Below are 21,191 nucleotides of genomic sequence, written 5' to 3'. Positions count from 1 at the left end.
GGCGCGAGCGCGGGACCACCCCGTCGCCCCCGCCGGGGCCCGGGTGGCAGGTGGCCCGGGGGCCCCGGGGGATACTGGCCCGCATGACGGAGACGACGGTCGGGATCGGGGGCGGGGCGGAGAGCACCGACATGGTGCTCAACATCGGCCCCCAGCACCCCTCCACCCACGGAGTGCTACGCCTCAAGCTCGTACTCGACGGCGAACGCATTCAACAGGCCGAGCCGGTCATCGGCTACATGCACCGCGGCGCGGAAAAACTCTTCGAGGCCCGCGACTACCGCCAGATCGTGATGCTGGCCAACCGCCACGACTGGCTCTCCGCGTTCTCCAACGAGCTCGGCGTCGTCATGGCCGTCGAGCGGATGCTCGGCATGGAGGTCCCCGAGCGCGCCGTATGGACCCGCACCCTGCTCGCCGAGCTGAACCGCGTCCTCAACCACCTGATGTTCCTCGGCTCGTACCCGCTGGAGCTCGGCGGCATCACCCCCGTCTTCCACGCCTTCCGCGAGCGCGAGGAGCTCCAGGCCGTGATGGAGGAGGTCTCCGGCGGCCGCATGCACTACATGTTCAACCGGGTCGGCGGCCTCAAGGAGGACCTGCCGCTCGGCTGGCTCGGCCGGGCCCGGCAGGCCGTCGCCTCCGTGCGCTCGCGCATGGACGTGTACGACCGGCTCGTCCTCGGCAACGAGATCTTCCGCGCCCGCACCAGGAACGTCGGCGTCCTGTCCGCCGAGGCCGTGCACGCGTACGGCGTCAGCGGCCCGATCGCCCGCGCCTCCGGCGTCGACTTCGACCTGCGCCGCGACGAGCCGTACCTCGCCTACGGGGAACTCCAGGACACCCTGAAGGTCGTCACCCGTACCGAGGGCGACTGCCTCGCCCGCTTCGAGTGCCTCCTGGAGCAGACCCACAACGCGCTCGACCTCGCCGATGCCTGCCTCGACACGATGGCGGGCCTCGCGCCAGGGCCGATCAACCAGCGGCTGCCGAAAGTCCTCAAGGCACCCGAGGGCCACACGTACGCCTGGACCGAGAACCCGCTCGGCGTCAACGGCTACTACCTGGTCAGCAAGGGCGAGAAGACCCCGTACCGGCTGAAGCTGCGGTCGGCCTCGTACAACAACATCCAGGCGCTCGCCGTGCTGCTGCCGGGGACCCTGGTCGCCGACATGGTCGCGATCCTGGGGTCGCTGTTCTTCGTCGTCGGCGACATCGACAAGTGACGTCCGGGAACGTCAACTAGCTTACGGCGCCGCTCAGTTCGGGGTGTAGAGCAGCAGCACCACCCGCGCGCCCGGCGACGTCACGGGCTCGGCGACGCACGTCGTCACCCGGCCCGGCCCGTACAGCGCGTGGTTGAGGGGCCGCGCCGAGCCGTCCGGGTAGGCGATGGGCGCCGCGGCCGCCGCCGCGTACAGCGGCCCGGCCACCGGGTCCCGGCGCACGTCGGCCTGCAGGCGGGCCAGCGCCGCGTTCCGCGGATGCAGTTCCACCGCGTGCCGCAGCTGCGGCATCACCAGCGGCGCCCAGGACTCCGCCCAGTCGCCGAGGACCACCTCGCGCGCCTCGGGGTCCAGGAGCATCCACCGCATCGGGTTGGCCGGGGGCTCGCCGCCGGGAAAGAGCTCGGCGAACTCCTTGTTGTGGGCCAGCAGGTTCCACTCGGCGTCGTTGATGTACGCGATCGCACCGCTGATGCCGTCGACCAACCCGTGCCACTCCTCGGGCACGCTCAGGCCGGAGTCGCGGTGCAGCGGGTTCGGCGGGGCCTCGCGCCGGGTGAGCCGCCACAGGAAGACCCACTCCTGTTCGTCGAGGCGCAGAACGGTGGCGACCGCCGTCAGCAACTCGGCTGAAGGCGTGGGCAGTTGACCGTTCTCGAAGCGGTTGTACGTGCCCGGCGTGCGCTCCAGGAGGACGTCCATCTGCTCCTGGCTGAGCCCCGCGACGCGCCGCCCGGGGCCGGGCCGCCTGGGCGGGAAGCCCGCGGAGGCGGGGCTGACGGCGGCCCGCCGCTCGCGCAGCAGGGTCCGCAGGGCGGCGCGGTCGGCGGCGGCGAGGTGCAAGGGGGGCGCCTTCCGTGGCGAGGGCGGTCGATGGGGCGGCCGAGGGGGGCGGCCGAGGGGCGCGAAGCGGGCCGCACGGCAATTATCTGCACCCGTGCCCCCTGGAAAGGCCGTCGGGTGCGCGACCACAATGGGCACGTGGCCGGTTCGGGGGAACGGCCTGCCGGATGCCGACTGTCCCGTGCGTCCGGATTCTGCGGCAGGTACCGACACTCGCCACGATGCAGCGGCCTCGGTACCGGCCGCAGACCATTTTCCGGACGCGCCCCGGCAGTTGAGCCCCGACCCCGGCCTGCGAGGTCCGGACGCGCCCGGGCAGCTGGGCCCCGCTCCACGGGTTTCCGTACGCGCCCGGGCGGTTGCGGCCCCGCCCTAGGAGATCGCGGTCCGCAGGACCGCCACGTCCAACTGTTCCGTCTCGTCGTGGGCGGTCAGGTCGATGACCTCGCCGACCACCTTCTCCGGACCCTGCTGCACCCGGTGGGCGAGGACCTCCTCGCCCACCACGTCCGCGAGGTCCTCGTCCTGGACGGCCTCGATCGCGGCAGCCCTGTGGTCCGCGTCCGCGGCCTCGGCAGGCTGCGCGCCACCCGTGCCGAAGAAGTCGAAGCTTCCCTCCGGGCGCGCCGCGCGGCGCGCGAGGTAGGGGACCACCGCGGCGGCGACCGGCGCGGGGGCCGCGGGCAGTTCGGCCTGGCGGGGCCCGGCGGTGAGGGCGGCCGACGGGCGGGTGTGTTCCCCGCTGCCGAGGGCCGCCGCGGGCTTCCCCTGCGGCTCCTCCGCCTCCTGGGACTCGCGCGTACGCGCCGCCTCCGCCTCGGCACGGGCCTTCGCCTGCCGTTCGGCGCTGAGCGAGAGGGACTCCAGGGCGCGGGCGGCCGCGAGGTAGGAAGCCGGCGTCGGCGTACTGCCGGACGCCGTCAGCGCCTTGGGCCCGGTGGACTCCAGGGCCAGCTGACGCCGGCCCTCAAGGGCACTGGCCCGCTCGGTCTCGGCGTTGGCGTAGCGCCGCAGCAGGGCCGCGTGCTCGCCGCGCAGCCCGGCCAGCTCCATGCGCTTGGTGCGCAGCTTGGCGTCGAGGCGGCCGCGCAGCTCGCGCGACTCCTCCAACTCCGTCTCCAGCTCGGCGATGCGCTCCTCGGTCCGCCACTGGTCGGCGGCGCGCGAGCGGGTCAGCTCGGCGACCCGGCGGCCCGCCGCCCGGTCCCAGGCGCGCATGAGCACCGAGCCGGTGACGCAGGCCGCCGCGGCGGCCGCGGCCAACGCCCTTAGCGCCGCCGGCTGATCGAAGAGCCAGGCGCCGCCGGCGCACAGGACGGAAACGCCTGCGACGGCCGACGGCTGAAGAAGCCGGTGCAGCGGAGGGGAATGACGGTGGCGTCCACGTGGCATGGCCTGAAATTTACCGTGCGTAGCGCCCACATGGACCCCCACCCGTCAATCTGTTCCCCTGTAGTTACTCCGAGCGCCAAATTCGGCTACTTCTTGATCAGCCCCTTCGACTGGAGATACGCCTTGGCGACATCGGCCGGCTTGGCGCGCTCGGCGTCGACCTTGCGGTTGAGATCCACGAGATCGTCGGTCGCCAGCGCCTTCGTCAGCTTGCCGAGCGCATCGGCTATCTCCTGGCCGCCCGCTTCCTTCGCATTGACGACCGGCAGGATGTTGTCCGCGTTCTGCAGCTTCTTGTCGTCCTGGAGCAGGACGAGGCCGTAGGAGTCCAGCGTCGCATCCGTGGTGGTGGTCAGCACCAGCTGGTCCACCCCGTCCTTGACGGCCTGCTTGGCCTGCGGGGTGCCGACGCCCTTGGGGTCGATGCCGGTCACGTCGATGCCGTACTTGGCGGTGAGACCCGGCGCGCAGAATGGCCGGACCTTGCACTCGTCACCGGCGGCGATCTTCACCTTGGCCTTCGAAGTGCCCAGGTCGGAAAGGGTCTTGAGGTTGTTCTTGGTGGCGAATTCCTTGGTCACCGCGAACGCGTTCTGATCCACGGCCGCACCGGCGGGCAGAACCTTCAGTCCGCGCGGCCCGGCCAGCTTGGACAGTTCGGCGACGGTGGCCGTCACATCGCTGGACGCGATCGGCTTCGCGTCGGCGCCGTTGGCCTTGGCATTGAGGAATTCGGTGAGCGTCGCCGCGTATTCCGGTACGACGTCGATCTCGCCCTTCTCCAGAGCCGGTTCGTACAGTTCGCGGTTCTTCACGGTGGTGACCGAGGTCGAGTACCCGGCGTCCGCCAGGACCTGCGAGTACAGCTCCGCGAGCACCGCGGACTCGGTGAAGCCGGCCGCGCCGATCACCAGCGAGCCCTTCTTCCCACCGCCCGTACTGCTGGAGCCGCCCGAGGCGCTCGCACTGCTCTTGTCCTTGCTCTTTTCCAGGCTGTCGCCGCCGCACGCGGCGAGCGTGCCGGCCAGGGCCAGCGTGCCGAGCACCGCACCGGTCGTGCGCAGGATCTTGCTCATGAGGGTTTCACCGTCCAGGAGATGTCACGAAATCAAGGGAGTTGCGGGGTCACGAGGTGTGGGGGGCGGGGGGGACAAGCAGTGGGGCGAGCACGACGGGCAGTCACGAGAGGCAGTACGGGGCGTCAGTGCGGGCTCACGAACGCTTGCGCAGCGGGCTGAAGAGGCGGTCGAACGCCACCAGGGCGCCCTCCACCAGCAGGGCGAGCGCCGCCACGAGCATGGCCCCCGCCACCACCTGGGGGGTGTTGTACACCGCGAACCCCTCCGTGACTATGCGTCCGAGCCCGCCGAGGCCCGCCATCGCGGCGATCGTCGCCGTCGCGATGATCTGCACCGCCGCCGAGCGAAGCCCGGTCATGATCAGCGGGTAGGCGAGCGGCAGCTCGACCTGAAGGAAGAGCTGGCGCCCCGACATCCCCATGCCGCGGGCCGCCTCCACCGCCGCCGGGTCCACCTCGCGCATCCCGACGTAGGCGTTGGTCAGCAGCGGCGGCACCGCGAAGAGCACCAGGGCGATCACGGTGGGCAGATAGCCCGCGTTGCGCAGCGGCGTCACCATGAAGAGGGCGAGCACCGCGAACACGGGTATCGCGCGGCCGACGTTGGAGATGTTGACCGCCAGCGCGCCGCCCTTGCCGATGTGGCCGAGCCACAGCGCGAGCGGCAGGGCGACCAGGCAGGACACCACGAGGGCGAGCGCGCTGACGTACACGTGCTCACCGAGGCGGTGCCAGGCGCCGTCGTCGCCCGACCAGTTGGCCCCGGTCGTCAGCCACGTCCAGGCCTGCGGGAAGACCCCCATCGCTCAGACCGCCTTCGCCGTACGGATGCGGGTCCACGGCGTGAGCAGCCACTGGATTCCGAGGAGCAGGAGGTCGGCGGCGATCGCGAGCACCACGCACAGCACGGACGCGGTGAGGATCTGCGCCTTGAAGAAGGTGGGCAGGCCCTGCTCGATCAGGTTGCCGAGGCCGCCGTGGTCGACGAGCGAGCCGATCGTGGTCAGCGCGACCGTCGCCACCGTGGCGATCCTGAGCCCGGCCATCAGGGCCGGCAGCGCGAGCGGCAGCTCGACCTCGAAAAGCAGCCGTATCCGCCCGTATCCCATGCCACGGGCCGCTTCCAGGGCGTCGGCGGGCACGGACTCCAGGCCCGCCAGGATGTTCCGTACCAGGATCGTCAGGGAGTAGAGCACCAGGCCCGTGATCACCAGCCCGGCGGAGAGGCCGAGCAGCGGGAGCAGCAGGGCGAACATCGCGAGCGAGGGCACGGTGTAGAGCACGGTCGTGACGCCGAGGACGGTGGCCGCGACGCCCTTGCGCCCGCGTGCGAGCAGCGCGAGGGGGAAGGCGATGAGCAGGCCGATCACCACCGACATCGCGGTGATCCAGATGTGCTGGACCGTCGCGTCGGTCAGCTCCTGACTCCGGGAGCTGACGTATTCCCAGCAGATCCAGTCGTTCGCCGCCAGGCAGCTCTGCGCCACTCTCCCACCTCCCCTGACACCTCGCCCGGTGCCCCGAACGTACGTACCAAAACCCTATCCCCGCCCACTGACAATCGACCTGCGCCTTTGCAGTACAGCAACATGGGCTTCACACAAGCGCGCCAGACAGCCTTCACAATGGGGACCCATGATCCGGTTCGAGCACGTCACCAAGCGGTACGCCGACGGCACCATCGCCGTGGACGACCTGTCCTTCGAGGTGGCCGAGGGTGAACTGGTCACCCTGGTGGGCCCGTCGGGGTGCGGCAAGACCACCACGATGAAAATGGTCAACCGGCTCATCGAGCCGACCGGCGGGCGGATATTCCTGGACGGCGAGGACATATCGACCGTCGACCCCGTTCAGCTGCGGCGGCGCATCGGTTATGTGATCCAGCAGGTCGGCCTCTTCCCGCACAAGACGGTCCTGGAGAACACCGCGACCGTCCCGCACCTGCTCGGCGTGAAGAAGTCCGTCGCGCAGCAGCGCGCGGCCGAGCTGCTCGACCTGGTCGGGCTCGACCCGAAGACGTACGGCTCGCGCTACCCGGAGCAGCTCTCCGGCGGTCAGCGCCAACGGGTCGGCGTGGCAAGGGCGTTGGCGGCCGACCCGCCCGTACTGCTGATGGACGAGCCGTTCGGCGCGGTCGACCCGGTGGTGCGCGAGCGGCTGCAGAACGAGTTCCTCAGGCTCCAGTCGCAGGTGCGCAAGACCGTGCTGTTCGTCACCCACGACATCGAGGAGGCGGTCCGCCTCGGCGACCGCATCGCGGTCTACGGGCAGGGCGCCATCGAGCAGTTCGACGCCCCGGCCGCCGTGCTCGGCGCCCCCGCCACCGACTACGTCGCGGACTTCGTGGGCGCCGACCGCGGCCTCAAGCGCCTCTCGGTGACCCCCATCGAGGAGAGCGACCTGGACCAGCCGCCCGTTGTCCACCTCGACGACCCGCTGCCGGCCGACATCGCGCGCTGGGCGGTCGTCCTGGACGGCGACGACAACCTGCACGGCTGGATCTCCGGCGAGCAGGCCCGGCTCGGCAAGGGCACCGTCCGCGAGCACGCCCGGCGCATGGAGGCCTGGCTGCCGGTCGGCGCATCCCTCAAGCAGGCCTTCGCCACGATGCTCCAGCACGACGCGGGCTGGATCGCGGTCATCGACCGCGAGGAGCGGGGCCGCTTCCTCGGCGTGCTCACCCCGGCCCGGCTGCACGAGGCGCTGCGCCGCTCCATCGACGCGGACGCGCAGGCCGTGCCCCGCACCGAGGTGAAGGTCGAATCGGTGGCCTCGGTCGGCCCACGCTGAGCCGGGTGGGCCGGCCGGCCCCGGCCCGGCCGGCCGGGGGCGGGGGAACGCCGTGCAGGGCCGGTCAGCCCGCGCTGAGCCGGCCGCTGATCCACTCCAGGGTCGGCGGGATCTCGCGCCGCCAGGTGTTGAAGTTGTGGCCGCCGCTGTCGAGCGTGATCGAGGAGACCCGGCCCGGCGCCTTCACCTTCCTGATGAAGGCCTGGGTCGGCTTGTAGTTGTCCTCGCCCGACAGCGAGCTGGTGACCAGGAACGACGACTTGCCGGCGGGCAGGTGGTCCAGGCTCCACAACAGGTTGGCCCGGTTCTCCTCGTGCTTGTTGCCGTGGAAGAGGTCACCGGTCGTCGGGTCGTCCGCCGCCTTGTAGTACGCCGAGAGGCCCGCGCTCGCCGCGAACCGCTCGGGGTGCTGCATGCCGATCTTCAGGGCGCAGTAGCCGCCGGTCGAGTTGCCGATGAAGCCCCAGTTCTGCGGCTTCTTGCCGACCCGGTAGCTCGCCGAGATCGCGTCCGGCACGTCCTTCGCGAAGAACGTCTCGGTCTGCGGGCCGCCCGGTATGTTCACGCACTCGGTGTCCCGCTGCCCCGCGACCGTCGGGCGCATCATGACCAGGATCATCGGCTGCATCTTCTTCTGCTTGGCCTGCGCCCAGGCCGTCTTCGGGTACCGGAGGCCCTTGAGCAGGTTCTCGGCGGTGCCCGGGTATCCGGTGAGGACGACCGAGGCGGGGAACGTCTTGTTCTCGTACGCCTTCTGGAAGTACTCGGGGGGCAGATACACGTAGGCCGGGCTGGTGATCTTGGACTGCTCGCCGGCCAGGACGATCTTCTGTATCTCGCCGCCCAGCTGCGGCTTGCCCGCGCCCGGGGTGTCCGGCTTCTGCTTGGCGACCACCTGGATGTTCTTCCCGCCCGCCGAGTGGTCGACGACCTTGCCCATGTCCTGCTCCTGACCGAACAGGTCCGCCCAGGACCCGTAGAACAGGAACGAGTTGTTGGCGGCCAGACCGACCGAGGCGAAGATCGCCAGCTGGGTCGCGAGCAGCAGACCGATCCGGCCCGTCACTGCCTTCCAGCTGCGACGCGCCAGGCGCGGCCACAACCAGATGGTGACCGCGAACAGCACCACCGCCAGGAACACGGCGAGTGCCAGGACCTTGTTGCTCGTGAGACCCATGAGTCGATGAAACTTTCTGGCTGAGATTTTCCTGAGACCGAGGGAACCCGCCCCCCACAAGTCCCGTCCTAGAGGGCGCAAATTGTCCGGCTGGACGGTGCGGACGCCGTCCCCCGGCCAACTGAATCTCTCGCGGAGTCACGGGAAGCGATGTCTGTCAGGATAGATGGGGACAAAAACGGATCGGTTCCGACTCGTGTACGAAAGGTCCTCCGCGGGCCGCGCCCCGAGTCGGTTCCCAAGCTGGTCGGTACGGCCTGCACGATCGTGGGCCTCCTGGACGTCGCGGCCGGAGTCTTCGATCGCGTCCGGCACAGTCGGTTCCACACGGTCAGCGAGGTGCTTCCGGGTACCTTCGGCCCCTTCGCGGCGGCCGTGGCGCTCAGCGCCGGCATCCTGCTGCTGCTCCTCGCGCACGGCCTGAAGCGCCGCAAGCGCCGGGCCTGGCGAGCCGCCGTGGTGCTGCTGCCGATCGGGGCGGTGGCCCAGTTCTGGTACCGGCACTCCGTCGTCGGGGTGCTGATCTCATTGGTACTTCTCACACTGCTCGTCCGCCACCGGAGCGAGTTCAACGCGCTGCCCGACCCGCGCAGCCGCTGGAAGGCGGTGGCGAACTTCTTCCTGATGGGAGCGGGGTCGCTGGGCCTGGGCCTGGTCATCGTGAGCGTCCACCCCAACCGCACGGTCGGCAACCCGAGCATCGTGGACCGCATCCAGCACGTGATGTTCGGCCTGTTCGGCGTCGAGGGGCCGGTCGAATACCAGGGCAAGACCAGCTGGACGGTCGGCTACTCGCTCGGCGCGCTCGGCCTGCTCACCGCGATCACCACGATCTACCTGGCCTTCCGCCCCGAGCACCCGGCGGCCCGGCTCACCCAGGACGACGAGCACAAGCTGCGCGAACTGCTCGCCAAGCACGGCGCCCGCGACTCGCTCGGCCACTTCGCGCTGCGCCGCGACAAGGCCGTCGTGTTCTCGCCCAGCGGCAAGGCGGCCGTCACCTACCGCGTGGTCTCCGGCGTGATGCTCGCATCGGGCGACCCGATCGGTGACGTCGAGGCGTGGCCGGGCGCCATCGAGCGCTTCATGGACGAGGCCAAGGCGCACTCCTGGACCCCGGCGGTCGTCGGCTGCTCGGAGACCGGCGGCGAGGTCTGGACCCGCGAGACCGGGCTCGACGCGCTGGAACTGGGTGACGAGGCGGTGGTGGACGTCGCGGATTTCTCCCTCGCCGGACGCGCCATGCGGAACGTACGCCAGATGGTCAAGCGCATCGAGCGCAATGGCTACGAAACCCGCGTGCGGCGCGTTCGTGACCTCTCCGACGGGGAACTCGAACGCGTCCGCCGGGCCGCCGAGGACTGGCGCGGCACGGACACCGAGCGCGGTTTCTCGATGGCGCTCGGCCGCATCGGCGACCCGAACGACGGGGACTGCGTGATCGCGACGGCCCACAAGGCCGACGACGAGGGCACCGCCCCCTCCCCCTACGGCGATCTGAAGGCCATCCTGCACTTCGTCCCCTGGGGCAAGGACGGAATGTCGCTCGAGATGATGCGCCGCGACCGTGCGGCGGACCCCGGCATGAACGAGCTCCTGATCGTGGCGTCGCTCCAGGCCTGCGAGAAGATCGGCGTACGCCAGGTCTCGCTGAACTTCGCGATGTTCCGCTCGGCGCTGGCGCGCGGCGAGAAGATCGGCGCGGGTCCGGTGCTGCGGATGTGGCGGGGCCTGCTGGTCTTCCTGTCGCGCTGGTTCCAGATCGAGTCGCTGTACAAGTTCAACGCGAAGTTCCAGCCGCGGTGGGAGCCGCGCTTCATGGTCTACCGGGCTCATGCGGACCTCCCTCGCATCGGGTTCGCCGTGATGCAGGCGGAAGGCTTCGTGAACCTGGGCCTCCCCGGCCCCCTGGCCCGCCTCACCCGGGCGGCCCGCCGGGAACGGGCCTGCACCCACGTCCCCCCGAGCAAGCAGGGCGCGACGGCGGCGTAGCCCGCCACCACCCCCTTGAACCCCGGTCCCGGGTCCCCCTGCGGGGGCCTGGGCCGGGGCGTTTACTTTTTCCCCGGCCCCCTCGGGGGTGGGGCGGGCCGAGTCCACTTCCGGGGCTGCGCGCCCGGGCCCCTGGTTCGGGTGCGGACCGTGGGTGGCTGGTCGCGCAGTTCCCCGCGCCCCCAAAGGCCGTCGGAGGCCTCGCACCGTGCGTGGTTGCTTGCGCGGTTCCCCGCGCCCCCAACGGCCGTCGTCGGCCTCGCACCGTGCGTGGTTGCTCGCGCAGTTCCCCGCGCCCCCAACGGCCGTCGTCGGCCTCGCACCGTGCGTGGTTGCTCGCGCAGTTCCCCGCGCCCCTTCACCCCGTCGTCGTCCGCGGACCGTGATCGCTTCTCGCGCAGTTCCCCGCGCCCCTGGCAGTACCGGTGCTGGCCGGCGCAGGCACCTTCAGCCTGTCCGGCGTTTGAGGACGAGCGCCGTTCAGGCGCGAACGGGGGTGCAGGGGGCGGAGCCCCTTGCGGGGGTTCGAGGGGCGCAGCCCCTCAGGGGGTCTGGGGCGCAGCCCCAGGGACCTGGACCCAACCAACCCCGAGCACCGGGCGGGCGGGTGGGCAAACCCCCGGGGGTCTGGGGCGCAGCCCCAGGGAGCCGGAACCCAACCAACCCCGGGCAACGGGCGGGCGGGTGGGCAAACCCCCCCGGGCGGAGCCCAGGGGGCGCGGGGGCCGGCACCCGGGGGGTCAGGCCTGCTGGAGCTCGGGCTCCGGGGTCGGGTCGGGGTCCGGGGCCTCCGAGGACGCCGTGACCCGCCGCGCCCGGAGCCCGTCGGAGGACAGCCCCACCAGAGCCACCCCCACCACGAGCACGAACGCGATCCCGGCCAACGCGAAGCTGAGCGTGAACTGGCTCTCCGCCGGCAGCGGAGGCACCCCGGCCGGCAGGCCGGACAGCACCTTCGAGGCGAGCAGCGAAGTGATCACCGCGCTGGCGATCGCGGAACCGACGGACCGCGAGATCGAGTTGATCCCGTTCGCGATCCCCGTCTGGTGGTGCGGGACGCTCGCCACGATGAGCGCCGGCATCGCCGCGTACCCGAAACTGATCGCCGCTCCGATCAGCATGCCCGCGAGGATCACGGACGCCGTCGAGTCGTGCGCCCCGGTCAGCCAGGCGAAGCCGAGCACACCGAAGGCCGCGCCCGCGGCGAGCGTGAAGCGCGCCCCGATCCGTCCGACCAGCTGCCCGCCGAGCGGCGCCGCGACCAGCGAGATCAGGGTCGTCGGCAGCAGGTACTCGACGGATGCCCGCAGCACCGAGGCGGAGAACCCGTACCCGGTGAGCCGGTCCGGCATCTGCACCAGGTACGAGACGCCGATGAACTGCGAGAACATCGCGAAGCCGAGAAGCAGACCGGCCAGGTTGGTGAAGAGCACCGGCCGGTGCGCGAACATCCGCATGTCGACCATGGGCGCCGCGACCTTGCGTTCCACCAGCACCCACACCCCGGCCATCACGACCGCGCCGACGAAGAGCCCGACCGTACGGGCGGAGGACCAGCCCCATTCGTGGCCCTGCGAGATCGGCAGCAGGAGCAGGACGAGGAAGGCGGCCAGCGTGGCCGCGCCGAGCCAGTCGGTGCGTCCGCCCGTCTTGTTGCGGGAGGCCGGCACGACCGCGACGACCGCGACGAGGGCGAGGACCGCGAGGATCACCGCGAGCCAGAACACCCGGTGGTAGTCGGGGTGCGAGCCCTGCGTGAGCAGCCCGGCACCGACGAGCGCGAGCCCGCTGCCGAACGCGAGGGTTCCGCTGACCAGCGCCATCGCGCCGTGCAGCTTCTGCGCCGGTATCTCCTCGCGCAGCACGGAAAGGGCCAGCGGGAAGATCGCGGTGGCCGCGCCCTGGAGCACCCGGCCGATGATCAGCAGGACGAGCGAGCTGGTGGTGGCGGCGAGCACGGACCCCACGACCATGACCACGAGCACGCCGATCAGCGTCGGCTTCTTGCCGTGCATGTCGCCGAAGCGGCCGAGCAGCGGGGTGAAGACGGCCGCCGAGAGCAGGGTCGCGGTGGTGACCCAGCTGACGCCCGAGGTGGTGGTGCCGAGGTCGTTCTGGATGATCCCGAGGATCGGCACGACCAGGGTCTGCATCATCGAGACGACCATGGCGGCAAGGCCGAGGACCAGGACGAGCCCGGTACCGCCGCTGGGGCGTTGGTTAGTGGTCACTTCTTCTTCCGTACGGCAGGAGTAGGTACGCCCGAGCACGCGAGGGCGCTCGGGAGCAGGTACTTGAACACATGGATGCTTGATTACCTCAAGCAACTGAATGAAGGTAAACATCGAAGGTTGAGGTAGTCAAGTTTTGGTCGAGCCGCGGGTACAGTGGACGGCATGCCAGGAACCAGCCGCCCGACCGGGGTCAGCAAAGCCGTCAGCAACGCCGCGCTCATGGACGCCATCTGGGACTCCCTGGCCGGCTTCTACGGCGACTTCACCTCGGCCGCCGCCGACGAGGGCCTCACCTCCAGCCAGGCCAAGACCCTGACCGTGCTGCGCCGGGGCCCCGCCTCCATGCGCTCGCTCGCCACCACGCTGCACTGCGACGCCTCGAACGTGACCGGAATCATCGACCGCCTGGAAGCCCGCGCCCTGGTGCGCCGCGAGCCCAGCCCCACCGACCGCCGCGTCAAGAACGTCGTCCTGACCGACGACGGCGTACGCACCGTGGAGACCGTCCGCACCGGCATGCTCGCCACCCACACGGCCCTGGACGGGCTCCCCGACGCCGACCGCGTCGCCCTGCACGATCTCCTCCAGCGCCTTTTCGCCACCCCCGAGCGTGGTCCTGGAACACCCGGCTGACGCCTACGCTTGACGTATGAGTAAGTGGAACGGGCGGGGGTCCGTCGAAGGCCTGCCCGAATGGGACCGCTGCGCGGTCATGGGCGTGGTCAACGTGACGCCCGACTCCTTCTCCGACGGCGGCAGGTGGTTCGACACCTCCACCGCCGTCAAGCACGGCCTCGACCTCGTCACCGAGGGCGCCGACCTGGTCGACGTCGGCGGCGAGTCCACCCGCCCCGGCGCCTCCCGCGTGGACGAGGACGAGGAACTGCGCCGCGTCATCCCCGTCGTACGGGGCCTGGCCGCCGAGGGCGTCACCGTCTCCGTCGACACCATGCGCGCCCGCGTCGCCGAGCAGGCGATCGCCGCCGGCGCGGTCCTGGTCAACGACGTCAGCGGCGGCCTCGCCGACCCGGCGATGATCCCCGCCGTCGCCGCCACCGGCGCCCCCTTCGTCGTCATGCACTGGCGCGGATTCAGCCAGGACATGAACGCCCGCGCGGTGTACACCGACGTGGTCGCCGAGGTCGTCGCCGAACTCCGCGCTCGCACCGAGGCCGTCATCGAGGGCGGCATCGCCCCCGAGCGGCTCGTCATCGACCCCGGCCTCGGCTTCGCCAAGCAGGCCGACCACGACCTCGCGCTCCTCGCCCACCTCGCGGAACTGCGTGCGCTCGGCCGTCCGGTCCTGGTCGCGGCCTCCCGCAAGCGCTTCCTCGGCCGCGTCCTGGCCGGCCACGAGGGCGCCCCGCCGCCCGCCCGCGAACGCGACGCGGCCACCGCCGCCGTCTCCGCCATCGCCGCCCACGAGGGCGCCTGGGCGGTCCGCGTCCACGAGGTGCGGGCCACCGCCGACGCCGTCCGCGTGGCACGCGCCGTCGAGGGAGCCCGGTGAGCCCGCGCACCGAGAGCGAGGCGGTCGAGCGCGCCAACACGGCGTTCTACGAGACCCTGGAGCGGGGCGACTTCGACGAGCTTTCCGCCCTCTGGCTGGACGCCACCGAGGCCGGCGACACCGGGATCTCCTGCGTCCATCCGGGCTGGCCGGTGCTCTCCGGACGCGGCGAGGTGCTCCGCTCGTACGCACTGATCATGGCGAACACGGAGTACATCCAGTTCTTCCTGACCGACGTGAAGGTCGTCATCCTCGGCGAGACCGCGCTCGTCACCTGCACCGAGAACATCCTCAGCGGCGGCCCCGCCGAGGAGAGCGGCGAACTGGGCCCGCTCGTCGGGCAGCTCGTGGTCGCCACCAATGTGTTCCGCCGCACATCCGAGGGCTGGCGGCTCTGGTCCCACCACGGCTCGCCGGTACTGGCCGAATCGGGCGACGAAGAGTCGGAAGAGGACTGAATCCGGGCACGTTTGGGGACTTCGGAGGGTTGAAGCCGACGTCTCGGGGGATTGAACCGGGAGTCATCGGGTAGGGGCGGCTACCAGGCCTGTCCAGATCTGTCCATAGCCCCCGTGGGCGAGCAGTGTCAGTGCCCGCAGGTAGATTCGATTGTGGGCACGGTGCCGCCCGCACGCGGCCGCATGCCCGTCTGACCAACGACAGCAGGAGTGATTCGCGTGGATCGTGTCGCGCTGCGCGGCCTCAAGGCCCGTGGGCACCATGGCGTCTTCCCCCGGGAACGCGAAGAGGGCCAGACCTTCATCGTGGACCTGGTGCTCGGCCTCGACACCCGCCTCGCGGCGGCCGACGACGACCTGGCGAAGACCGTGCACTACGGCGTGGTGGCCGAGGAGGTCGTGGACGTCGTCCAGGGCGAGCCCGTCGACCTGATCGAGACGCTCGCCGAGCGGATCGCCCAGCAGTGCCTCAAGCACGAAGGGGTCCAGGAGGTGGAGGTGGTCGTCCACAAGCCCGACGCACCGATCACCGTCCCGTTCGACGACGTGACCATCACCATCACCCGGAGCCGAGTATGACCGTGTTCTCGCAGGGGGCCGCGCAGAGCGACCCGACCGTACAGCCGGTGCCCGCCTCCGTGGTCGAGCAGGTGGACGCGGCGGACATGACGCTCTCCAACCCGCGCCGCGCGGTCATCGCCCTCGGGTCGAACCTGGGCAACCGCCTGGAGACGCTCCAGGGCGCCATCGACGCCCTGGAGGACACTCCGGGCCTGCGCGTCAAAGCCGTCTCGCCGGTGTACGAGACCGAGCCCTGGGGCGTCGACCCCGGCTCCCAGCCGTCCTACTTCAACGCGGTCGTGGTCGTGAAGACGACCCTGCCCCCGGCCTCGCTCCTGGAGCGCGGCCACGCCATCGAAGAGGCCTTCGACCGGGTCCGGGACGAGCGCTGGGGCCCGCGCACCATCGACGTCGACATCGTCTCGTACGCCGACGTCGTCTCCGACGACCCGGTCCTCACGCTGCCCCACCCGCGCGCCCACGAGCGCGCCTTCGTGCTCGCCCCGTGGCTCGACGTGGACCCCGAGGCCCAGCTGCCCGGCCACGGCGCGATCGCCGACCTGCTGACCGGCGTCGGCCGCACCGGCGTCCAGCCGCGCGCCGATCTGGAACTCCGCCTGCCCGAGTAGTCGTTACGCTTCTGAGGTCGATCACTCGAGACGCGAAGGGCCCTACTCCGTGAAGCAACTGCGCCTGGGCGTGCTGGCCGGGTTGTTCGTCATCGCCGGCGTGCTCTCCTGGGCGGGCGCCCGGCTGTGGGACTCGGTGTCCACCCTGCCGAGCGTGCCGCTCGCGGCACCCATCGTGCTCGGCGTGATCGCCGTCGTCCTGCTGGCGACCGGCCTGTCCATCCGCGCCCGGCTGCGGGCCCAGCGCGAGCGCCGCCCGGGCGCCAAGGGCGTGGAGCCCCTGATGGCGGCCCGCGCGGTCGTCTTCGGCCAGGCCAGCGCCCTGGTCGCGGCCCTGGTCTGCGGGATGTACGGCGGCACGGGCGTCTACCTGCTCAGCTACCTCGACGTCCCGGCCCGCCGCGACCAGGCGATCTACGCCGGCTTCTCGGTCCTCGCCGGAATCGCGGTGGTGGCCGCCGCCCTGTTCCTGGAGCGCGTCTGCAAGCTCCCCGAGGACGAGGACGACACCACGGCCCCGGTCACCTGACCCGCCGTCACCAAGCAACGCCGGACGGCCCCGTCCCCCTGCCGAGGCAGAGAGGCGGGGCCGTCCGATGTCATCGGGCCCGGTGGGCCGCGGTCGTCCGGCTCAGCGGGCCATGATCAGGCTCATCGCCTCGCTGCGCGTCGCCGGGTGGCGGAGCTGGCCGCGGACCGCCGACGTCGTCGTCTTCGCACCGGGCTTGCGTATGCCGCGCACCGACATGCACATGTGCTCGGCCTCGATCACCACGATGGCGCCGCGCGCGTCGAGGATGCGCATCAGCGAGTCCGCCACCTGGGTCGTGAGGCGTTCCTGCACCTGGGGCCTGCGTGCGAACACGTCCACCAGGCGGGCCAGCTTGGACAGGCCGGTGATCTTGCCGGACTCGGCGGGGATGTAGCCGACGTGGGCCACCCCGTGGAACGGCAGCAGGTGATGCTCACAGAGGGAAACGATCTCGATGTCCTTCACCAGGACCATCTCGTCGTGCCCGAGGTCGAACGTCGTCGTCAGGACCTCCTCGGGCGTCTGCCGCAGGCCCGCCAGGATCTCCCGGTAGGCCCGCGCCACGCGGGCCGGCGTCTCCTGGAGGCCCTCGCGGTCCGGGTTCTCGCCGACGGCTATGAGGAGCTCGCGCACCGCGTTCTCGGCCCGCTTCTCGTCGAACTCGCCGATCTTGGCCTCGCCGTCCAGCGTCACCGGGTCGGTCATCTGTGCCTCGTTCCTCGACTGTCAATCCATGCGCGTGGCCGGAAAACACCCGCGCCCCCACAGGCTAAAACCTGGGGGGCGCGGCATGCATTCCGGGGCCGGTGCGGCCCCGGTGCTCAGCTCTCGGGACGGTCCTCGGGGGCCGGGATGGCCTCCGTGGGCGTCTCCAGGGGCGTGGAGCCGTTGGTGCTCGTGGTGGCGCCGTTGGTGAGCGCCAGCTCCTTGGGCGAGAGCACCGGCGGCCTCGTCGACGGCGTACGCCGCGAGGAGCCGGTCCAGGCCGGGCGGGCCGGGCGCTTGACGATGCCGGCGAAGACCTCGGCGATCTGCTCCTTGCCCAGCGTCTCCTTCTCCAGGAGCTGCAGGACCAGGTTGTCGAGGATGTCGCGGTTCTCGACCAGGATCTCCCAGGCCTCGTTGTGCGCCGTCTCGATGAGCTTCTTGACCTCTTCGTCGACGAGCGCCGCGACCTCTTCCGAGTAGTCGCGCTGGTGCGCCATCTCACGGCCGAGGAACGGCTCGGTGTTGTCGCCACCGAACTTGATCGCGCCCAGACGCTCGGTCATGCCGTACTGCGTGACCATCGCTCGCGCGGTGGCCGTGGCCTTCTCGATGTCGTTGGCCGCGCCCGTCGTCGGGTCGTGGAAGACGAGCTCCTCGGCCGCGCGCCCGCCCAGCATGTACGCCAGCTGGTCGAGCATTTCGTTGCGCGTGGTCGAGTACTTGTCCTCGTCCGGCAGGACCATGGTGTAGCCCAGGGCCCGGCCGCGCGACAGGATGGTGATCTTGTGGACCGGGTCCGAGTTGGGGGAAGCCGCGGCGACCAGGGCGTGACCGCCCTCGTGGTACGCGGTGATCTTCTTTTCCTTCTCGGACATGATCCGCGTCCGCTTCTGCGGACCCGCGACGACGCGGTCGATCGCCTCGTCCAGCGCGTGGTTGTCGACCAGCTTCTTGTCGCTGCGCGCCGTCAGGAGCGCCGCTTCGTTCAGCACGTTCGCCAGGTCGGCGCCGGTGAAGCCGGGGGTGCGACGGGCGACGGCCGACAGGTCGACGTCCGGGGCGACCGGCTTGCCCTTCTGGTGGACCTTGAGGATCTCCAGACGGCCCTGCATGTCCGGGCGGTCGACCGCGATCTGGCGGTCGAAGCGGCCGGGGCGCAGCAGCGCCGGGTCGAGGATGTCGGGCCGGTTGGTGGCGGCGATCAGGATGACGCCGCCCTTCACGTCGAAGCCGTCCATCTCGACGAGCAGCTGGTTGAGCGTCTGCTCGCGCTCGTCGTGACCGCCGCCGAGACCCGCACCGCGGTGCCGGCCGACGGCGTCGATCTCGTCGACGAAGACGATCGCCGGAGCGTTCGCCTTGGCCTGCTCGAACAGGTCACGCACACGCGAGGCGCCAACACCGACGAACATCTCGACGAAGTCGGAACCGGAGATCGAGTAGAAGGGAACGCCGGCCTCACCCGCGACGGCGCGGGCGAGCAGCGTCTTGCCCGTACCGGGCGGGCCGTAGAGCAGCACACCCTTGGGGATCTTGGCGCCGACGGCCTGGAACTTCGCCGGCTCCTGGAGGAACTCCTTGATCTCGTGCAGTTCCTCGACGGCCTCGTCGGACCCCGCCACATCGGCGAAGGTCGTCTTCGGGGTGTCCTTGGTGATGAGCTTGGCCTTGGACTTCCCGAAGTTCATGACTCGGGAGCCGCCGCCCTGCATCTGATTCATCAGGAACAGGAAGACCACGACGATGAGGACGAAGGGGAGCAGGGACAGCAGGATCCCGAGGAACGGGTTCTGCTTGTCGGGCGAGACGGTGTACCCCTTCGGGATGTCACCGCCCTTCACTCCGGTCTGCAGCTGGTTGGCCATGTCGGTCGCCTGGGCGTCACCGATATAGTTGGCCTGAACCTTGCTGCTGCCCTTGACCTTCTGGCCGTCCTTCAGGTCGATCTTGATGACCTGACTGTCACCAGTGGTGATCTTGGCCTGTTCGACCTGCTTGTTGTTGATCGCCTGAACGACATCGGATGTGTCGACCGTCTTGTAGCCGCCCGACGAGCCGACGACCTGCATCAACACGACCACGGCGAGGACGGCCAGCACGATCCACATGACCGGCCCACGGAAGTATCGCTTCACGTCCATCCATACGGAGCGAGAACGCCCCGTCCCTCCTGCCCGTAGGTAAATGCTGCTGTGAGTGTGACTAAGACTGTGTGTAAAGACTGTTCTTCGGACGGTACCCCAGCATTGTCACCCGTGGTCGCACGGTACGGCTGACAAAGGGCCCTTCCCCTGCTCCAACGGCGGGAGGCGGGCTGTGGTTCCCCGAACGGCCCGGGTGGCGTCAGCCGCCGTACACGTGCGGCGCGAGCGTGCCGACAAAGGGGAGATTGCGGTACTTCTCGGCGTAGTCGAGGCCGTAACCGACGACGAATTCATTCGGAATGTCGAACCCGATCCACTTCACGTCGATCGCGACCTTTGCGGCATCCGGCTTACGCAGCAGCGTGCAGACCTCCAGGGAGGCGGGCTCGCGCGATCCGAGGTTGGAAAGAAGCCACGACAGGGTCAGACCCGAGTCGATGATGTCCTCGACGATCAGGACGTGCTTGCCCTTGATGTCGGTGTCCAGGTCCTTGAGGATCCGCACGACGCCGGAGGACTGGGTGCCCGCACCGTACGAGGAGACGGCCATCCAGTCCATGGTGACCGGGGTGGACAGCGCGCGGGCCAGATCCGCCATGACCATGACGGCGCCCTTGAGAACGCCGACGAGGAGCAGGTCCTTGCCCGCGTACTCCGCGTCGATCTTCCCGGCCAGCTCCGCCAGCTTCGCGTCGATCTCTTCCTTGGTGATGAGCACCGACTGGAGGTCGGTGCCCATGTCCTTCTCGTTCACCCGGGCCGCTTTCTTGGGGGTTCATTGGTCCGTGCGGGAGCCGAGTTACGTGCGTGAGCTCAGCTCTGCCGAATGACCAGTCTGCCACCCTGCCGACGGGCGACGACGCGGCCCGGGAGATTGATGGCCCGCTGGCCGCGCCAGCTGGTGATCAGCTTGTCGACCTCCTCCACATGGCGGGCGAAGAGCGAACCGGCGGGTGCCCCCGCCCCGATGACCTCCCGGCGGACGATGCGGCGGCGCACGGCGGGCGGCAGCGCGTAGAGCTTCGCGCACTCCAGGAGCCCGGCGTCGTCCCGCACGGTCGCCTCGGCCTGGAGGGCCCAGGCGTCCAGGGCGTCGGCGTCGTCGCGGGAGAGCTGGGCGGTGCGGGCCAGGGCCTCGACGACGCCCTTGCCGAGCGCCTTCTCCAGGGCCGGCAGCCCCTCCTGGCGCAGCCGGGAGCGGGTGTAGGCGGGGTCGGCGTTGTGCGGGTCGTCCCAGACCGGCAGGGACTGCACCATGCAGGCCTTGCGGGCGGTCTGGCGGTCGATCTCCAGGAAGGGGCGCCGGTAGCGGCCCGCCGCCCCCGAGACGGCGGCCATGCCGGACAGGGAGCGCGTGCCGGAGCCGCGGGCGAGGCCCAGCAGCACGGTCTCGGCCTGGTCGTCGCGGGTGTGGCCGAGCAGGACCGCGGCGGCGCCGTGGCGCTCGGCGGCGTCGTCGAGGGCGGCGTAGCGGGCGTCCCGGGCGGCGGCCTCGGGCCCGCCCTCGCGGCCCACGTGCACGGCGACGGCCTCGGCGGGGTCCAGGCCCAGGCCGGTCATGCGGGAGACGACCTCGGCGGCGCGCAGGTCGGAGCCGTGCTGGAGGCCGTGGTCGACGGTGATGCCGCCGGCGCGCAGCGAGAGCTTGCGGGATTCGAAGGCGAGGGCGGAGGCGAGCGCCATGGAATCGGCGCCGCCCGAGCAGGCCACGAGCACGAGGGGCTCGGGCGCGGTGCGGCCGCCGGTCCCGGGACCGGCGGGTGCCCCCGCGGTCACGGCGGTGGCGACGGCCTCGTGGTCGCGGGAGTGTTCGTTCAGTACGTCGTGGAGTACGCGGCGAACCGCCAGGCGTATCGCTGCGACCGCAGGATGGGGACCCATGTCCGGTGCCCTTCGGTGAAGTTGGGGGGTGCCTCG

The 21,191-nt window shown here is 70.7% G+C and carries 20 protein-coding genes; 9 read left to right on the top strand and 11 right to left on the bottom strand.

The window, feature by feature from the left end:
- The first annotated feature begins 83 nt into the window (after positions 1-83).
- Positions 84-1,226 (top strand): NADH-quinone oxidoreductase subunit D, encoded by a 1,143-nt coding sequence (locus tag IE267_RS32340; RefSeq protein ID WP_189765602.1) that lies wholly within the window; start codon positions 84-86, stop codon positions 1,224-1,226.
- A gap of 33 nt (positions 1,227-1,259) precedes the next feature.
- On the opposite strand, the gene IE267_RS32335 is transcribed toward IE267_RS32340, so the two are convergent.
- From IE267_RS32335 to IE267_RS32315, 5 genes are all read right to left on the bottom strand, one after another.
- Positions 1,260-2,069, bottom strand: a complete 810-nt coding sequence (locus IE267_RS32335; RefSeq protein ID WP_167157940.1) for an MmyB family transcriptional regulator — start codon at positions 2,067-2,069, stop codon at positions 1,260-1,262.
- Between the two features lie 372 nt (positions 2,070-2,441).
- Positions 2,442-3,461: a hypothetical protein gene (locus IE267_RS32330; RefSeq protein WP_189765601.1), complete on the bottom strand. Its 1,020-nt coding sequence runs from the start codon at positions 3,459-3,461 to the stop codon at positions 2,442-2,444.
- An 86-nt stretch (positions 3,462-3,547) separates the two neighbouring features.
- Positions 3,548-4,537, bottom strand: a complete 990-nt coding sequence (locus IE267_RS32325) for an ABC transporter substrate-binding protein (protein ID WP_189765600.1) — start codon at positions 4,535-4,537, stop codon at positions 3,548-3,550.
- 136 nt (positions 4,538-4,673) lie between these two features.
- A complete protein-coding gene (locus IE267_RS32320; protein ID WP_161256505.1) occupies positions 4,674-5,342 on the bottom strand; it encodes an ABC transporter permease in 669 nt (222 codons plus the stop codon).
- Positions 5,343-5,345: 3 nt separating this feature from the next.
- Positions 5,346-6,026, bottom strand: a complete 681-nt coding sequence (locus IE267_RS32315; RefSeq protein WP_189765599.1) for an ABC transporter permease — start codon at positions 6,024-6,026, stop codon at positions 5,346-5,348.
- A gap of 148 nt (positions 6,027-6,174) precedes the next feature.
- Between IE267_RS32315 and IE267_RS32310 the strand changes: the two genes are divergently transcribed.
- Complete coding sequence (locus IE267_RS32310) at positions 6,175-7,329, top strand: ABC transporter ATP-binding protein (RefSeq protein WP_189765598.1); 1,155 nt, start codon at positions 6,175-6,177, stop codon at positions 7,327-7,329.
- Between the two features lie 64 nt (positions 7,330-7,393).
- On the opposite strand, the gene IE267_RS32305 is transcribed toward IE267_RS32310, so the two are convergent.
- Positions 7,394-8,506, bottom strand: a complete 1,113-nt coding sequence (locus tag IE267_RS32305) for an alpha/beta hydrolase (RefSeq protein ID WP_189765597.1) — start codon at positions 8,504-8,506, stop codon at positions 7,394-7,396.
- Positions 8,507-8,656: 150 nt separating this feature from the next.
- On the opposite strand from IE267_RS32305, the gene IE267_RS32300 reads away from it, so the two are divergent.
- The gene (locus tag IE267_RS32300) at positions 8,657-10,498 is read left to right on the top strand and encodes a phosphatidylglycerol lysyltransferase domain-containing protein (RefSeq protein ID WP_167157949.1); all 1,842 of its coding nucleotides are present in this window, start codon (positions 8,657-8,659) and stop codon (positions 10,496-10,498) included.
- 740 nt (positions 10,499-11,238) lie between these two features.
- Here IE267_RS32300 and IE267_RS32295 read toward each other — a convergent pair.
- The gene (locus IE267_RS32295) at positions 11,239-12,729 is read right to left on the bottom strand and encodes an MFS transporter (protein WP_229861536.1); all 1,491 of its coding nucleotides are present in this window, start codon (positions 12,727-12,729) and stop codon (positions 11,239-11,241) included.
- A gap of 165 nt (positions 12,730-12,894) precedes the next feature.
- Here IE267_RS32295 and IE267_RS32290 point away from each other — a divergent pair, with 165 nt between their 5' ends.
- The 6 genes from IE267_RS32290 to IE267_RS32265 all read left to right on the top strand — a co-directional run bounded on the left by IE267_RS32290 (position 12,895) and on the right by IE267_RS32265 (position 16,419).
- Entirely contained in the window at positions 12,895-13,365 is a 471-nt protein-coding gene (locus IE267_RS32290) for a MarR family winged helix-turn-helix transcriptional regulator (protein ID WP_373304620.1), read from the top strand.
- A 16-nt stretch (positions 13,366-13,381) separates the two neighbouring features.
- A complete protein-coding gene (folP, locus tag IE267_RS32285) occupies positions 13,382-14,242 on the top strand; it encodes a dihydropteroate synthase (RefSeq protein ID WP_189765595.1) in 861 nt (286 codons plus the stop codon).
- Positions 14,239-14,700, top strand: a complete 462-nt coding sequence (locus tag IE267_RS32280) for a nuclear transport factor 2 family protein (protein ID WP_161254786.1) — start codon at positions 14,239-14,241, stop codon at positions 14,698-14,700. The genes folP and IE267_RS32280 overlap by 4 nt, the downstream gene beginning before the upstream one ends.
- Positions 14,701-14,919: 219 nt before the next feature.
- Positions 14,920-15,279 (top strand): dihydroneopterin aldolase, encoded by a 360-nt coding sequence (folB, locus tag IE267_RS32275; protein WP_053731208.1) that lies wholly within the window; start codon positions 14,920-14,922, stop codon positions 15,277-15,279.
- A complete protein-coding gene (gene folK, locus IE267_RS32270) occupies positions 15,276-15,890 on the top strand; it encodes a 2-amino-4-hydroxy-6-hydroxymethyldihydropteridine diphosphokinase (protein ID WP_161254783.1) in 615 nt (204 codons plus the stop codon). Before folB ends, folK begins: the two co-directional genes overlap by 4 nt.
- Positions 15,891-15,939: 49 nt before the next feature.
- Positions 15,940-16,419 (top strand): DUF3180 domain-containing protein, encoded by a 480-nt coding sequence (locus IE267_RS32265; RefSeq protein ID WP_167157953.1) that lies wholly within the window; start codon positions 15,940-15,942, stop codon positions 16,417-16,419.
- A 102-nt stretch (positions 16,420-16,521) separates the two neighbouring features.
- Here the strand turns inward: IE267_RS32265 and folE are convergent, their stop codons facing one another.
- From folE to tilS, 4 genes are all read right to left on the bottom strand, one after another.
- Positions 16,522-17,127 (bottom strand): GTP cyclohydrolase I FolE, encoded by a 606-nt coding sequence (gene folE, locus IE267_RS32260; RefSeq protein ID WP_161254777.1) that lies wholly within the window; start codon positions 17,125-17,127, stop codon positions 16,522-16,524.
- A gap of 116 nt (positions 17,128-17,243) precedes the next feature.
- Positions 17,244-19,271, bottom strand: a complete 2,028-nt coding sequence (gene ftsH / locus IE267_RS32255; protein WP_161254774.1) for an ATP-dependent zinc metalloprotease FtsH — start codon at positions 19,269-19,271, stop codon at positions 17,244-17,246.
- A 202-nt stretch (positions 19,272-19,473) separates the two neighbouring features.
- On the bottom strand, positions 19,474-20,013 hold the full coding sequence (gene hpt, locus IE267_RS32250; RefSeq protein ID WP_120727895.1) for a hypoxanthine phosphoribosyltransferase: 540 nt from the start codon (positions 20,011-20,013) through the stop codon (positions 19,474-19,476).
- Between the two features lie 74 nt (positions 20,014-20,087).
- On the bottom strand, positions 20,088-21,155 hold the full coding sequence (gene tilS / locus IE267_RS32245) for a tRNA lysidine(34) synthetase TilS (protein WP_167157955.1): 1,068 nt from the start codon (positions 21,153-21,155) through the stop codon (positions 20,088-20,090).
- Between the last annotated feature and the right edge of the window lie 36 nt (positions 21,156-21,191).

The organism is Streptomyces xanthochromogenes (genome assembly GCF_014650455.1).
Classification (GTDB): Bacteria; Actinomycetota; Actinomycetes; order Streptomycetales; family Streptomycetaceae; genus Streptomyces; species Streptomyces xanthochromogenes.
The sequence above is the reverse complement of the archived record's forward strand: the minus strand, read 5'-3'. Positions and strand labels throughout refer to the sequence as shown.

Bases quoted from the DNA above. Each gene is read 5' to 3' on its own strand.
- folE (WP_161254777.1), bottom strand. From the start codon at position 17,127: ATGACCGACCCGGTGACGCTGGACGGCGAGGCCAAGATCGGCGAGTTC.
- ftsH (WP_161254774.1), bottom strand. From the start codon at position 19,271: ATGGACGTGAAGCGATACTTCCGTGGGCCGGTCATGTGGATCGTGCTG.
- IE267_RS32290 (WP_373304620.1), top strand. From the start codon at position 12,895: ATGCCAGGAACCAGCCGCCCGACCGGGGTCAGCAAAGCCGTCAGCAAC.
- IE267_RS32305 (WP_189765597.1), bottom strand. From the start codon at position 8,506: ATGGGTCTCACGAGCAACAAGGTCCTGGCACTCGCCGTGTTCCTGGCG.
- IE267_RS32300 (WP_167157949.1), top strand. From the start codon at position 8,657: ATGTCTGTCAGGATAGATGGGGACAAAAACGGATCGGTTCCGACTCGT.
- IE267_RS32310 (WP_189765598.1), top strand. From the start codon at position 6,175: ATGATCCGGTTCGAGCACGTCACCAAGCGGTACGCCGACGGCACCATC.
- IE267_RS32320 (WP_161256505.1), bottom strand. From the start codon at position 5,342: ATGGGGGTCTTCCCGCAGGCCTGGACGTGGCTGACGACCGGGGCCAAC.
- IE267_RS32330 (WP_189765601.1), bottom strand. From the start codon at position 3,461: ATGCCACGTGGACGCCACCGTCATTCCCCTCCGCTGCACCGGCTTCTT.
- IE267_RS32325 (WP_189765600.1), bottom strand. From the start codon at position 4,537: ATGAGCAAGATCCTGCGCACGACCGGTGCGGTGCTCGGCACGCTGGCC.
- hpt (WP_120727895.1), bottom strand. From the start codon at position 20,013: ATGGGCACCGACCTCCAGTCGGTGCTCATCACCAAGGAAGAGATCGAC.
- folP (WP_189765595.1), top strand. From the start codon at position 13,382: ATGAGTAAGTGGAACGGGCGGGGGTCCGTCGAAGGCCTGCCCGAATGG.
- IE267_RS32340 (WP_189765602.1), top strand. From the start codon at position 84: ATGACGGAGACGACGGTCGGGATCGGGGGCGGGGCGGAGAGCACCGAC.
- tilS (WP_167157955.1), bottom strand. From the start codon at position 21,155: ATGGGTCCCCATCCTGCGGTCGCAGCGATACGCCTGGCGGTTCGCCGC.
- folK (WP_161254783.1), top strand. From the start codon at position 15,276: ATGACCGTGTTCTCGCAGGGGGCCGCGCAGAGCGACCCGACCGTACAG.